The sequence below is a fragment of the Deltaproteobacteria bacterium genome (assembly GCA_029858205.1).
GTDB lineage: Bacteria > Desulfobacterota > GWC2-55-46 > GWC2-55-46 > DRQE01 > JAOUFM01.
The window spans coordinates 172,285-186,137 of the sequence record JAOUFM010000003.1; the positions used below are offsets into that span (position 1 = coordinate 172,285).

The window sequence follows — 13,853 nt, forward strand, 5'->3', positions numbered from 1 at the left end:
CGCGCCCTATGCGACCGTGAAGCGCTTTAGTCGTAACGCGTTTGTAACGACACTTACCGAAGAAAGCGCCATGGCCGCGGCAGCGAGCATGGGGTTCAAGAGAATCCCGAAAAACGGATAGAGCACGCCGGCAGCGACCGGGATAAGCGCGACATTGTAAAAAAACGCCCAGAAAAAGTTCTGCCATATGTTGGCCACGGTCTTTTTGCTTAGCCCAAAGGCCGCGACTATGCCGTTTAAATCCCCTCCGACAAGCGTAATCGACGAAGCCTCCATGGCAACGTCCGTGCCCGTTCCTATGGCGATGCCCACGTCGGCCTCGGCAAGAGCAACGGCGTCGTTTATGCCGTCGCCGACCATGGCAACGGTAGCGCCGGATTTTTTAAGTTTCCTTATCTCCAAGGCCTTATCCTTTGGAAGCACCTCGGCAAGAACGTTATCTATGCCAAGCTCGGAGGCAACGGCCCTTGCCGTGCGCCCGTTATCTCCGGTTATCATCACGACCGTTTTGCCCATTGCCTTGAGCCTTCTAACCGCATCTTTCGCTTTGTCCTTTACAGTGTCGGCAACGGCAAGCACGGCAGCAGCACGCGCATCCACGCCAAGGCACATGACCGTCTCCCCGCGCTTAGCAAACCTATCGATTATATCCTCAAAAGAACTTACATCGAGCCCCTCCTCCTTCATAAAGCGCAGGTTCCCGAATATAACTGCCTTTGAACCAACCGTTGCCTTTATACCAAGACCCGAGACAGCGGAGAAGTTCGTGGCCTCGGCAAGCTCTATGCCTCTCTCCCTGGCCATGGCCACTATCGCCTCTCCAAGCGGATGCTCGCTCACGCGCTCGGCAGAGGCCGCATAAAAGAGCGCGTCCTTTTCTTCAAACGGCGCAAAGGCGATTACCTCCTTCAGCTCCGGCCTGCCCTTTGTAAGGGTCCCTGTCTTGTCAAATACAACGGTCGTCACCTTGTGAGCATTCTCTAGCGCCTCGGCATCGCGGATGAGTATGCCAAGCTCCGCGCCTTTTCCGGTGCCGACCATTATGGACGTAGGGGTTGCGAGCCCGAGCGCGCACGGACAAGCGACTATCAAAACACTTACGAAATTAAGAAGCGCGAAGTTAAAGGCAGGCTCAGGGCCAAACACGAGCCATATGACGAATGTAACGGAAGCAACGGCAATAACCGCGGGCACGAAGTACGAGGCTATTTTATCGGCAAGCCGCGCTATAGGGGGCTTGCTCCCCTGCGCGTCCTCTACCATTCGCACTATTTGCATGAGCGCTGTGTCGCGGCCTACCTTCGTTGCCCTGAACCTGAAGGAACCTGTCTTGTTGACGGTTGAGCCTATGACAGCGTCCCCCGGGTTTTTCTCAATTGGCATGCTCTCGCCGCTTATCATGGATTCATCTACTGCGGAATAGCCGTCGACTACAACGCCGTCCGTGGGAATTTTTTCACCTGGCCTTACGATTATAATATCGCCAACGATAACGTCCTCTACTGCTATATCGGCCTCAACGCCGCCGCGCACAACGCGCGCTGTCTTTGCCCTCATGGCCATGAGCTTCTTTATGGCCTCGGAGGCAGAGCCCTTTGCCCTGGCTTCGAGAAGGCGGCCAAAGAGGATTAACACGATTATCGCGGCAGAGGTATCGAAGTACACGGCAGGCATGGCGCCGCCGACCGTAAAAAACGAAGGCACAAGCATTATTGCGATGCTGTAGAAGTACGCAGCCGAGGTGCCAACAGCCACGAGCGTATTCATATCGGTCGAATACCGGCGCGCAGAGGCTATGGCCCCTTTATAGAACTGCAGGCCGCACCAGAACTGCACAGGAGTCGCCAAAACAAACTGTATAAAGGCAGATAGCGACGACTGATGCCCCTTGCCAATAAACATCTCTATATTTGCGATCAAGAAAACAGGCACGGCAAGCGCTGCGCCGACAATAAGCTTTTTCCTTAAAACAGCATAAGCCTCTTTCCTTACGCGCTCCTCTCTCTCGAGCGCGTCCTCGCCTCTACTTTCCTTTTCAAAGGCAGCCTCATACCCTGCCGCCTTTACTGCAGCGGCCATATCGCCAAAAGCAACAAGCGAGGCAACATAATCAACAGAGGCCCTTTCAGTTGAGAAGTTCACCGAAGCCTCTATAACGCCGTCAAGGGACTTTAACGCCCGCTCTATCTTATCCACACACGAGGCGCAGCTTATGCCGGATACCGGGAATGTTATGTGCGATGCAGCGGCCCTGTACCCAAGCCCCTCTATTGCAGCAGCAATGCCCGAGACCTTTACCCGCGCCGGGTCGTACTCAACGCTTGCCTTTTCAGAGGCAAAATTTACAGAAGCCTTTAGAATGCCGTCTATTGAAAGAAGTTTTTTCTCTATCTTTGCCGCGCATCCGGCACAGCTCATGTTGCCAACAGGTATATCAACTGAAGATGCCACGGCCCTGCCGGGCACGGCCTTTTCATGAGACACCTCTTTTTCAGGGCTTATATAAGACTCCGGCGCGGCATCGAACTTCTTTTTGCAATTAGGATTGCAAAAATAGTACGTAACGCCAAGGTAAACGCTTTTACCTGCCGCGCTCTCTTCCTTAACTGTCATCTTGCAAACAGGATCAACGGGCATCTTTAAACCCCTCTTAAAAGGCTAATAAATCTTCTTCCTTATTATATTATAGCACCGATACGGGGAAGGCAATACCGGGCGCTATTTCCCCTTTGAGAGGCCGCGCTCTTTCCACGCGTGATAGACAACAGGTATGACGATAAGCGTAAGCGCGGCTGCGGTGAGCATGCCGCCGACCATGGGCGCGGCTATGCGCTTCATCACCTCGGAGCCTGTGCCGCCGCCAATCATTATGGGCAGCAGCGCGCCGATTATCGCGGCAACGGTCATTATCTTCGGCCTTACGCGCTTTGCCGCCCCTTCGATAACAGCCTCGGTAATATTCTCGGCTGCGGCTACGCCGCCACCTTCCATACGCCGCCTGTAGGCAATGTCAAGGTACACGAGCATAACAACCCCTGTCTCTGCCGCAACGCCTGCGAGCGCGATAAACCCGGCAGCGGAAGCAACACTCATATTATAACCGAGTATGTACATGAACCACACTCCTCCGACAAGGGCAAACGGCAATGTGAGCATGACTATCAACGGCTCGGCCAGATTACGAAAGTTCATGTACAGGAGAAACGCTATCACCGCTATCACAAACGGCATCACTAACATCAGCCTTGCCCGCGCTCTTTTCAAGTACTCATAGCGACCGCTCCACTCAAGCGAGTACCCGGCCGGAAGCTTAAGCTCGTTCTTAAGCTTCTCGCTTGCGGCAGCAACATAGCTTCCAAGCGCTGCCTTCGGGTACACGTATATCCACGCGTTAAGCCGCGCATCCTCGCTCTTTATCTCTGCAGCTCCCTTACGAAGCTTTATCACGGCAAGCTGCCCTATCGGGATATGCTCGCCGCCGGGGGTCGGCACGAGCACGGCAGAGAGCTTATCGATACTGTCTCTGTGCTCTCTACCGTAGCGCACGTTCACGGGATAGCGCTCCCTGCCCTCGACGGTCTCTGTGACATTCACTCCCCCGATTGCGGCCTCTATGGCATCCTCCACATCCCCGACGTTCAACCCGTACCTTGCCGCCGCCTTCCTGTCTATCTCGAAGTCGAGATAATTGCCGCCCGCGGCCCTCTCGGCAAACACCGCATCGGTCTCGTCCATTGACGACAGTATGCGCTCGGCCTCTAGAGAGAGCCGCTCAAGTTCTTTTATATCGGGCCCCGCTATCTTAACTCCGGCAGGAGAACGGATGCCGGTAGAGAGCATATCTATACGCGTCTGTATGGGCATGGTCATATCAACCTTGGAAATGCCCGGAAGCTTCAATGCCTCGCTAAGCTCGCGCCGTAGCTTTTCAGGCGTCATGTGGCTTCGCCATTCTTTTCTAGGCTTCACCTTTATAACGCTCTCTATCATCGAGAGCGGCGCAGGGTCGGTCGCTGTCTCGGCCCTGCCGGTCTTACCGAGCACGCTCTCTACCTCCGGAAACGCCATGATGATTTTATCGGTCGCATGGACTATTTCTTTTGCCTGCGCAATGGAGACGCCAGGCAGTAATGTCGGCATGTAGACAAGGTCTCCCTCGTCTATAACCGGCATGAACTCGCTATCCATCCTTACAAGGGGGATCACTGTAAGAAGCACTGCTATGGCAGCAGCGCCGAGCACGAGCTTCTTTTTTTGCAACGCAGCCCTTACAAGCGGCAGATAAAGCTCGATTAAACGCCTGTTCACCGGGTTCTTATCCTCGGGCGTTATCCTGCCTTTTATGAGATACCCCATGAGCACGGGCACGAGCGTTACGGCGATTATCGCGGATGCTGCCATGGCAAAGGTCTTTGTGTAGGCAAGGGGCTTAAAGAGGCGGCCCTCCTCTGCCTCGAGCGCGAAGATTGGAAGGAACGAGAATGTTATTATAAGAAGCGAAAAGAATAGCGCCGGGGCTACCTCCTTTGACGCAGCAGCCACTACGCGCCACCTGTCGCTGTCATCGTTTTTCTCAAGATGCTTATGCGCGTTCTCTATCATCACGATTGCAGCGTCTATCATCGCGCCTATGGCGATTGCGATGCCGCCAAGGCTCATTATGTTGGCATTTATGCCAAGCATGCTCATAACGAGTATGGAGGCGAGCATGCCAACGGGTATCGTAGCCACAGCAACAAGGGCGCTCCTTGCGTGAAAAAGGAACAGGGCGCAAAGAAGCGCGACAACTATGGATTCCTCGACAAGCCTTGTCTTTAACGTGGCAACCGCCCTGTCTATCAGGCCCGAGCGGTCGTATGCCTCGCGTATCTCAACGCCCTCTGGCAAGGACGCCTTTATCGACTCGAGCTTCTCCTTGACCTTTGCTATCACCTTACGCGCGTTCTCGCCGTGGCGCATGACGACAATTGCCGCAACCGTTTCTCCCTCGCCGTTATAGTCCACGACACCGCGCCTTTGTTCGGGGCCAAGCCTCACCTCGGCAATATCGCCAAGGGTTAGCGGCACTCCCTTGGACGCGCTTTTTACAACGACGTTTTTCAAATCCTCGATGCCCTTTATGTACCCGAGCCCCCTTACCATGAACTCGGTCCCTGCCATTTCAACGACGCGCGCGCCGACGTCGTTATTCGACCTCTTTATGGCCTCGTTTATCCCGTTTATGGTCACGCCGTAGGCACGAAGTTTCGCCGGGTCGAGCACCACCTGGTACTGCTTTACAAAACCTCCGACACTCGCCACCTCGGCTACTCCGTCAACGCTTTGCAGTTCGTAGCGTATGAACCAGTCCTGAAGGCTTCTTAGCTCGGATAAATCCCGCTTGCCGCTCTTGTCAACGAGCGCGTACTCGTATATCCAGCCGACCCCGGTCGCGTCCGGCCCAAGCGCTGCGCTAACGCCCTTCGGAAGCCGCCCGGCAATGGAATTCAAGTACTCGAGGACGCGGCTACGCGCCCAGTATATGTCAGTGCCGTCCTCGAATAGAACGTAGACGAACGAACCGCCGAAAAACGAATACCCTCTTACTGTCCTCGCTCCTGGAACGTTCAAGAGCGCGGTGGTAAGCGGGTACGTCACCTGGTCCTCGACAACCGCAGGGGCCTGGTTCGGATAATCGGCATACACGATGACCTGCGCATCCGACAGATCCGGTATTGCGTCTATGGGCATGCGAAAGGCAGCGACAATACCTGCCGCCACGATAAACAGGGCAATCAGCACTACACCTGCCCTGTTCCTTATGGAAAAATCTATGACGCGCTCTATGGGTGCCATAATAGCCTTTTAGTGGTGGTGCTCGTGCCCTGTTGCCGCTTTGCCCTTCTTATCTTCCCGCGCGGCATCGCCGCCGCCTGCGCCCGCCTTGCTCTCTTTTGCATTGCCAAGGTTCTTTATGGCCTCTCTCATGCTGCTCTCAGAATCTATAAGGAACTGCGCCGAGGTAACCACATCCTCGCCTTCCTTTACGCCGTCTGTTATCTCGTATATGCCCTCGCCCTCGACGCCAAGCGTGACGTTTCGCGGCTCGAACTTTCCACCACCGAGACTTACGATTACAACGCTTCTTTCCCCGGAGCGTATGACAGCCTCCGAGGGAACGGCAACGGCAGCGTGCTTTACCGTGGATTTAAAGGACACGGTCGCGTACATGTCCGGCTTCAAGAGGCCATCCTTATTATCGAGAACGAGACGGACCTTGTTGGTCCGCGTCTGGTCCTCGACAAACGGGTACACAAACGACACTGTGCCGTCAAACGTCTTACCGGGGTACGAGGCAACTGTTATGTCCGCCTTTTGCCCGGCCTTTATCCACGCGATGTCCTTTTCATATACATCGGCAATCACCCATACGACCGAAAGGTCGGCCAGTGTGTAGAGCTTTGTCCCGGGCTCTACATACATGCCCTCTGTAACGGGCTTATCAACGACTATGCCCGAGACCGGAGAATGTATGTGCAGGCTCTTGATTATCTCTCCTGTTTTTTCGAGCTCCTTTATCTGGTGAGCGGGAACATCATAGAGCTCGAGCCTTTTTCTGCTAAGAGCGACAAACGATTCCCTTCCGGCCTTTTCCATCTTCTTTCTGTTTTTTAGCGCCAGAAGATACTCCTCTTCGGCGCTGACAAGCGCCGGGCTGTAGATGGAAAGAAGCATGTCGTCCTTCTTTACATCGGCTCCGGTGGAGCTTACATAGAGCTTCTCTATCCAGCCGTCAACCTTCGCGTGCACCTGGTACACGCGCTTTTCGTCGAACTCGACCCTGCCAACGGTCTTTATATGCCTCGTTACTTCCGCGTGCCCGGCCTTTTCCGTCCTTACGCCAATTGTCTGCGTTGCCAGAGCGCCAATCGAAATGGCGCCGCCGGCCCCTACCGCTCCACCTGCCTCATCCTCGTAAACAGGAGTAAGGTCCATACCCATCGGCGATTTACCCGGCTTATCGGACTTAAAACTCGGGTCCATGGGATCGTGCCAGTAGAGTATCTTTCTCTTGGAAACGGCTTTTTCATCTGCCCCGATGCCTGAGTCGCTAAAGTACCTCGAGCCGTAGAACGCGAGAATGCCGCCGATAGCGAGCCCTGCAATTGCCGCGGCTATTATGGCCTTATTTTTTCCCATTGCTGCCTCCGTTTCCGTTTGAAGCCGTGCGCGGCAGATAATCCTTGCCAGTAATCCTCTCGAGCTCGGCAACGGCCTTAAGATAATCCGTAAGCGCTCTGTAATACGCGAGCCGAAACTCCAGAAGCAGCCCCTCGGCCTCAAGAAGCATGGAGAGCTTTTCCTTGCCGTTTTTGTACCTTGCCTCGGCAAGCTTGTGCGCGCGCTCTGCCTCGGGTATGAGCCTTGAATCGTATAATGCAACCACACGGGCCCGGCTCGTTATCTCGGCATAGAGAGTAAGCGCCTCGTTTACAGAGCCGCTTAGCGCGTCTCGCTCCATAATAAGCGCCTTGTCGACGCCAAGCCTTGCATCCTTTAGCGCTGCGCCTTTCTTGCCGAGCCAGAGCGGGATGCGAAGCCCCACCATATAGCCGAAGTTATTTTCGTCCTTCATTGCCGGATTGTCCGGCCGCATCATGGAATAAGTGGCGCCGAAAACGAAATCAGGCAGATAGGAATACTTTGCAAGGCTTACTTCGTACTCGCCCTTTGTCTTCTCAACAGAAGCCCTTTTTATATCGAGCGAGCCCGAGCGCGCATCGCTTAGGACCTCCTCGCGCGTCCTTTCGAATAGAGCGAACCCTATCTCTTCTGGCTCTGCCAAAGGCTCTGTTTCGTTCATGTTAAGGAGTTTTCTTATCCTGGCGATAGCCCCCTCGCGCATGCTCTCATACATTGCCGCGTCCGTGGACGCATCCGAATAAAGCCTCGATGCCCTAACGAGATCGTCCAATCCGGCGGTATTCAAGCCGTAATTGCTTTTTGTGACCGCGCCAAGATACTCAAGCACCGCCTCGTTCTCCCTCGTAACCTTAAGCGCTCTGTCGAAGAAATAATAATCGTAAAACGCCTTTTTGATGTCAGCTAACGCGTCCCGCTTTGCTGCCTCTGCCTGGAGCGAAGCTACAAGCGCGTCCTGGCCTGCTATCTTGCGCTTTGTTCCGAGCTTTCCCGGGAACGGCACGTCCTGGGTAAGCGATATCATGAATTCGTCTTCATCGCGTCTCGGCCTGTACTCGAAGGAAAGCATGGGGTCGTCGAGCGCGGACTCGACCTTTTGCCTTTTTTGCGCACGCTGTTCCTCTATGAGCGCGGCCTTGAGCTTTAAATTCCTTTTTCCTGCGGCCTCGATAAGCCCAGATAGCGTAAGCGCGTCTTCTGCTGCCGCAGGCCTTTGTTTGCCTTTATCGGCCAATGCAGGTAAAGAGAGCAGCAAAATACACGCCACCGCCGCTATGAGGTGTCTCATAGCTTCCATTAAAGCCCTTATATCAGATTTTGCAATACCCATGCCCTGTTTCATAACAAGCGCCTCGCATTACCTTGCCGATTCTACACCTTGTAGAATGCCCCGTCAAAAAAATATCAGCGTTTCTTCTCGCAGTGCTTTACGCAATCCTCGTCAACATCGTGATGGTGCCCGCCTTCGTGATTAGAATGTTTAAGGCAGTGCTCCGTTGTGCAGCTCTTTGTATCGGCTGTCGTAACCGTTGCGGAGAAGGTAAGCCCGGATGCCAGGAAGAACAACAATACAGCGCTAACTACAACGGCACGAAGCGGCGCTCTTTTACGTGCCTCATCGAGGCCAAGAAGCCTCTTTACCCTTGTCTCTACAGACGAGGCGCCGTCAAACCCTGCTCCCATTAAAACGAGGCCGTGATTAAGGGTAGCTGTTTTTACGAGCACCGAGGCAAGCGAGACAGGGTCCTCGGTCTTGTCTACAACGTACTTATCCGCTGCTTTCTCTGATGAATCCAGAAACATCCGCTCGATAAACGCGGCAAGCGGTAGATAATAGAACGCGTCTTTAAAAAAGGAGGCTGCAAGATACTTTAGCGGGTCTTTACTCCTTACGTGGTGTATCTCGTGAAGCACGACTTGCCTTAGCTCTTTTGATGTCAACGCCTCGACAAGTGAGCGGGTAACGTACACGCGCGGCTTGAAGAGCCCGGCAGTAAACGCTGCCTTCAGGTCCCCGGCGTCCAGAAGTGCCAGCGGGCCCTTTGAGCCCGAAACTCTCATGCCCCGAAGCGCGAGATGCGCGGACAAAACGCGGCGGATAAGATTAAATGCGGCATAAATAAGCCCGCTTGCGGCTGTTATGAGCGCTGTCCAGATAACAGCAAGGCCGATCACATCACCCCTCTCGGCGCAAAAGGAGGCAACACTCCTACACCAGTTAAGAAGCGCCTCGGTTGCCGCGGCAGCGGCCGGTATGCCCGAGAGCACGCCAAGCGTAACGATGACGGAAACAAGTATGGATATGTAGAACAAAGGGGCCATTACTTCCTGCCTTCCTTTATGCCGGCCTTCTTTTCCTCTATAAGCGCGGCAAGCTTATCAAGCTCGTTTGGATTTCTCGATGCGAGTATATCGACAAACGACGCAGCCGCAGAACTGCTCCAGAGCTCCATAACGCCCTTTATGACCTCTCTTGAGGCCCTGCCCTCGAACTCGTCCTTACCAAGCGCTGGGGTGAACACGTAAACGCTCTCGCCCTTGCTTTTTACGACAAGGCCTTTTTTCACAAGACGCTCGAGCACCGTGAGCACGGTCGTAAGGGCGGCATCCCTTGTGCGCCCTACCTCGTCCCTGACCTCTTTGCCGCTTAGCCCGGCCTTCGAGGCCCAAAGCGCGTTCATAACCGCCTCTTCGAGGCTTCCGAGCACGCCTCCGGGGCCGTTATCCGATGTTCTAAAGTTCCTGGCTATCTTTTTGACCATAACACCACCTATACCTATAATTTTATTCTACAAACAGTAGAATGTCAAGCAGCCGCGAAATTACCGCTATTATGCCCAAGTTATGATTTATCTGAAAAACGGCGGCGAATGAGGAACCAAGCAGCTGCCACAGGCAGGAGCAAAACGAAGCCAAGGGTAAAAACCCTTAAATAATCGATAGTTAGCCTTTTGTTGCCAATATCGTACTTGAAGATGATTAGCTTTATGCGGTCCACTACGCCCAATTCGCCGCCTGCCCTGGATATACCGAGTATCGAGTCGTTCACAGCGCCAATAATTTCCTCGGGCTTGAAGTTCACGCCATATAACTGGCGGATAATGACCCCGTTGCCATCTACCACGGTTATCATGTTTGTATGGACAAAGCCGTCGCCGGTCTTCTCGAAGTAAAATCCGCGGCTATCGCAAAACTTCTTTATCGTTTCCGCATTGGCCGTTGCAAAGCGCCAGTTCTCGCTGCCGCCGAAACTATCGGAATGTTCCTTCAACACCTTCGGCGTATCGTTTTCTGGGTCAAAGGACACTGTCAAAGCGGCAAACCTATCTCCAGGGGGCTCCATCTCCTCGAACGCGCGCTTAAGGGATTTAAGAATCGGCGGACATGTGTGCGGGCAGCTCGTGTACACATAACTAATGACAAGCGGCCTGCCTGCGCCGTAGTCCTTTACGGAAAAAGGCTTTGAATCCGAGTTCGTGAGAGTGGCGTCCGGCGGCTTGCTGCCGATTGCATTGTCGCCGGCAAGAGAGTCGGCGCCGTTATCAACCGCACGAAGCGGCAAGGCGTAAGCAAACAAAACAACCGCCGCGCATACCGAAAGGGATATATTTTTAAATGACGGCATAAGAAGGTTTTTATTTTGCAACAAAACCGTTTTCAGGCTGCCTTTTCTTAAGCAGCGCCCTTAGCGCTATCACTATGAACAGCACGCCGCCGACTATGGCCACAAAAGCACCGACACCGAAGAGCGCCATGCTTATGACCTTCGCGGCCTTATCGAGCCCCTGCGCCTCGCCAAATGTCTTTCTCGCAACCCCGTGCGCTCCGGCAATGAACATCGCCAGAACAAAAAGCCCCTGGCCTGCAAGATAGACATAGGGCTGCACCGAGGCAACCCTTCTTGCAACAGAGCCGGGCTTCAACTTATCGAAGAAATAGTAGGCAAGCCCCATGAAGGCAAGCGTAATGCCGCCTATCTCGCCGTGATAGTGCGCCGGTATCTTGGTGTTGTAGCCGTAGATGGTAAAGGCTATCAGGCCGCCCATGAGAAATAGCACCATCGAGAATACCGTTGCCGAGAACTCGGGCCTTGCCCACGGCATGTTTCTTATATTCGCCCAAAGGCCGCGGCCCGTGTCATTATAAAACGCCCTCAGCACGAGGATCGCGGCAACGAATGTCGAAGGCCCGAGCCCGAACTCCATAAGTGCGGTAAAAAAGCGTCTGTGTCCGTAGGAATCTATATCCGTAAATATGTATGCAAACGGCGTTGCCATGACAAATACGGTAAATAAGCCGAATATGAAACGACCCTTGTTAAAGACAACGGGCATCTTTCCGGTAAGCTTGTACGTTATATAGAACCAGACCGTTACCATTGCCGCTGTGTTCGTGAACTGAAGAATATGGCCGCCTCCCCAGAAGACCGTTTCAAGGTCGCGGCTGCCGCCCTCGCCCAGAACAAAATACGCGGAAACAAGGAAGCTTAAAAAAGCAAAGAACACGGCAAATATCGAGCTCGCGCTCCCGATACGCAAAAGCTTTAAATCGTCCTTTCTCGCAATGTCGTGGCGCGTCCTTATTATGGTAATATAGCTTTCTATGCCTGCCACGAGTATGCCGAGGCAGAGAATAACGAACCCTGCATAAAAAAGCTTATGGTCGAGTATCGGCACGTAGTTTACAAAACTCGGCTCGCCGAGCCCGAAAAACGCGCACACGGATATAAGCGCCGTCCCGATAGCCGCAAACGCAAAAGCTCCCCACGCAAGAAGCGGGGCCGCGACCGGGCGCTTCAAAAACCACGTGGCTATATAGACCCAGAAAGCGCCCTCAAAGGCAAAGAACCAGATTATGAAGGCAAGTATCACGTGCGCAACGAGCGAGACCTTCATATAATCGACGTTCGGAAAGAACTCATGCACCGTTGGCGTCCTTGCCGCTGCAACGAGGAATGCAAACCCTCCGGCAAGCACAAGCGCCAGTACGGCAAACACCAGCCATGCGGTAAAAAGCCTCGCCGAACCTTTATCCATATTCTCTTTGTCCATAGAAACCTCTCTCAAACAAATAGGCCGGATGGCGGCCAAAACATACACGCCGCACTCCGGCCAGCAATAAAAATTATATCAAGACAGGCTTAAAAGGCAACCTGTTTTCAAAAGGCTACTTTGTCCGAAACTCTACACCCCTGTCCTTCATAAAGGCGGTGATGATCTCCGGGTGCACGGCCCAGCCGACATCGAGAAAACGCTCGGCCTCGCCCGGCCTCTCTGCAGCGCCGAAACCAAGCGGCAGATGCGCGGTCCTGCTCTGTATGCCCCATACGCGGCCTTCGGTATCGAAGACCGGGCAGCCGCTATGGCCCCGAAGCCCGGGGCTCGATGTTTCGATGAACTTCGGCGTCATCTTCTCCTCTTTCTCGGTCTTGAAGACGATGTTACGCGTAAATATGCCGTCGAGCGGGAACGGCACAAGGTTCTGAAAATCGAGCGAGAACTTTCCTGTCTTATCGTCGAACTTCGCATCAAGCTCGGTAAAGGCGTACCCAAGGCGGCAAAGGCTCGTGCCGATTTTCATCTCCACCTTCGGGTCGGCAAAGACCGGGTACTCGGCGACGGTCGAGGCATCGAACGGGTCAAGTCTGCCAAGTATTATATCGGCCTGCGGGATGACGCCGATATCGGCTATCTGCTGGCCGTCGGTGCCGGGCCAGATGGAGGAGGATGTGACCCATTTAAGATTCGGCCTCATCTTCTTAAGCTCTTTTTGCGCAGCAGATGAAACGTCGGCCTTCAACTTCGCGGCCTTTGCGTGGTAGTCGTCCATGGCCTTCATATCCATCTTCTGGAGCGGTATAACCTCGAAAATATGCGCGGCGCTAAGAAACCAGCCGTCCTTGTTTATGACCATAAGAGTTCCGCCATCTGCCCTGACAGTGCCGTCGTAGAGCCTTCTACTTGCTATGACCGGGCGTATATACTTCAATGCCTTTTCAACAGCGCTACCGAACATTTTAAATACCTCCGCATGATTACTTCGCCAAATAAGCTAACATAATCCGCTTGAAATAACAAACCTTTATGCGCGGCGCTGCGGCCTTGACATGCGCCCCGAATTACTGTTAACTATAAAAATGCCAAAGAATAGGGCTTCGGCAAAATTCAGCGAAGAAGACCTCTTCTTCATGCAAGAGGCCGTGAAGGAGGCCTTGAAGGCCGAGAAAAAAGGCGACGTGCCAATCGGCGCCGTAATCGTAAAAGACGGCAGGATAATAGGCCGCGGTCATAATAGAAAGGAAGCTGCCGCTGACCCTACGGGCCACGCCGAAATAGCGGCAATCCAAAAAGCGGCGAAGAAACTCAAGGCATGGCGCCTTACCGGCTCCTCTATATATGTTACGCTCGAGCCGTGCTTGATGTGCATGGGCGCTCTTGTGCAGGCAAGGATAGAAAATCTCATATTCGCGTGCAGGGACCCGAAGGCCGGGGCCGCAGGGTCGTTATACGACGTGGCTGCAGATAAGCGCCTAAACCATAGGATAAACGTAAAAGAGAGCCTGCTTACGGAAGAAGCAAGCGTGATGTTAAAAAAATTCTTCTTAAAACTCAGGAAAAGAAACGAACGGAACCTGCTTGCCGCAAAAATAAAAAAACACGGCGGAGAATAGA

10 protein-coding genes are annotated in these 13,853 nt (G+C 53.7%); 1 reads left to right on the forward strand and 9 read right to left on the reverse strand.

The features are described from left to right. Positions 1–6 precede the first annotated feature (6 nt). The 9 genes from OEV59_03590 to OEV59_03630 all read right to left on the reverse strand — a co-directional run bounded on the left by OEV59_03590 (position 7) and on the right by OEV59_03630 (position 13,197). Positions 7–2,637, reverse strand: a complete 2,631-nt coding sequence (locus tag OEV59_03590) for a heavy metal translocating P-type ATPase (GenBank protein MDH4226823.1) — start codon at positions 2,635–2,637, stop codon at positions 7–9. 81 nt (positions 2,638–2,718) lie between these two features. Then, complete coding sequence (locus OEV59_03595; protein MDH4226824.1) at positions 2,719–5,835, reverse strand: CusA/CzcA family heavy metal efflux RND transporter; 3,117 nt, start codon at positions 5,833–5,835, stop codon at positions 2,719–2,721. 9 nt (positions 5,836–5,844) lie between these two features. Next, positions 5,845–7,179 carry an efflux RND transporter periplasmic adaptor subunit gene (locus tag OEV59_03600; GenBank protein MDH4226825.1) on the reverse strand — a complete coding sequence of 445 codons (1,335 nt, stop codon included), beginning with the start codon at positions 7,177–7,179 and terminating at the stop codon, positions 5,845–5,847. Next, the gene (locus OEV59_03605; protein ID MDH4226826.1) at positions 7,166–8,416 is read right to left on the reverse strand and encodes a TolC family protein; all 1,251 of its coding nucleotides are present in this window, start codon (positions 8,414–8,416) and stop codon (positions 7,166–7,168) included. Before OEV59_03605 ends, OEV59_03600 begins: the two co-directional genes overlap by 14 nt. Before the next feature lie 170 nt (positions 8,417–8,586). Continuing rightward, positions 8,587–9,504 (reverse strand): M56 family metallopeptidase, encoded by a 918-nt coding sequence (locus OEV59_03610; GenBank protein MDH4226827.1) that lies wholly within the window; start codon positions 9,502–9,504, stop codon positions 8,587–8,589. After that, entirely contained in the window at positions 9,504–9,944 is a 441-nt protein-coding gene (locus OEV59_03615; protein MDH4226828.1) for a BlaI/MecI/CopY family transcriptional regulator, read from the reverse strand. The genes OEV59_03610 and OEV59_03615 overlap by 1 nt, the downstream gene beginning before the upstream one ends. Before the next feature lie 80 nt (positions 9,945–10,024). Further along, positions 10,025–10,807: an SCO family protein gene (locus tag OEV59_03620; protein MDH4226829.1), complete on the reverse strand. Its 783-nt coding sequence runs from the start codon at positions 10,805–10,807 to the stop codon at positions 10,025–10,027. A 10-nt stretch (positions 10,808–10,817) separates the two neighbouring features. Beyond that, positions 10,818–12,233 carry a cbb3-type cytochrome c oxidase subunit I gene (locus OEV59_03625; GenBank protein MDH4226830.1) on the reverse strand — a complete coding sequence of 472 codons (1,416 nt, stop codon included), beginning with the start codon at positions 12,231–12,233 and terminating at the stop codon, positions 10,818–10,820. Positions 12,234–12,348: 115 nt separating this feature from the next. Then, complete coding sequence (locus tag OEV59_03630; protein ID MDH4226831.1) at positions 12,349–13,197, reverse strand: serine protease; 849 nt, start codon at positions 13,195–13,197, stop codon at positions 12,349–12,351. Between the two features lie 121 nt (positions 13,198–13,318). On the opposite strand from OEV59_03630, the gene tadA reads away from it, so the two are divergent. Next, positions 13,319–13,852 (forward strand): tRNA adenosine(34) deaminase TadA, encoded by a 534-nt coding sequence (gene tadA, locus OEV59_03635; GenBank protein ID MDH4226832.1) that lies wholly within the window; start codon positions 13,319–13,321, stop codon positions 13,850–13,852. The last annotated feature ends 1 nt before the right edge of the window (position 13,853 follow it).

Bases quoted from the DNA above. Each gene is read 5' to 3' on its own strand.
- tadA (MDH4226832.1), top strand. From the start codon at position 13,319: ATGCCAAAGAATAGGGCTTCGGCAAAATTCAGCGAAGAAGACCTCTTC.
- OEV59_03595 (MDH4226824.1), bottom strand. From the start codon at position 5,835: ATGGCACCCATAGAGCGCGTCATAGATTTTTCCATAAGGAACAGGGCA.
- OEV59_03615 (MDH4226828.1), bottom strand. From the start codon at position 9,944: ATGGTCAAAAAGATAGCCAGGAACTTTAGAACATCGGATAACGGCCCC.
- OEV59_03630 (MDH4226831.1), bottom strand. From the start codon at position 13,197: ATGTTCGGTAGCGCTGTTGAAAAGGCATTGAAGTATATACGCCCGGTC.
- OEV59_03600 (MDH4226825.1), bottom strand. From the start codon at position 7,179: ATGGGAAAAAATAAGGCCATAATAGCCGCGGCAATTGCAGGGCTCGCT.
- OEV59_03620 (MDH4226829.1), bottom strand. From the start codon at position 10,807: ATGCCGTCATTTAAAAATATATCCCTTTCGGTATGCGCGGCGGTTGTT.
- OEV59_03625 (MDH4226830.1), bottom strand. From the start codon at position 12,233: ATGGACAAAGAGAATATGGATAAAGGTTCGGCGAGGCTTTTTACCGCA.
- OEV59_03590 (MDH4226823.1), bottom strand. From the start codon at position 2,637: ATGCCCGTTGATCCTGTTTGCAAGATGACAGTTAAGGAAGAGAGCGCG.
- OEV59_03610 (MDH4226827.1), bottom strand. From the start codon at position 9,504: ATGGCCCCTTTGTTCTACATATCCATACTTGTTTCCGTCATCGTTACG.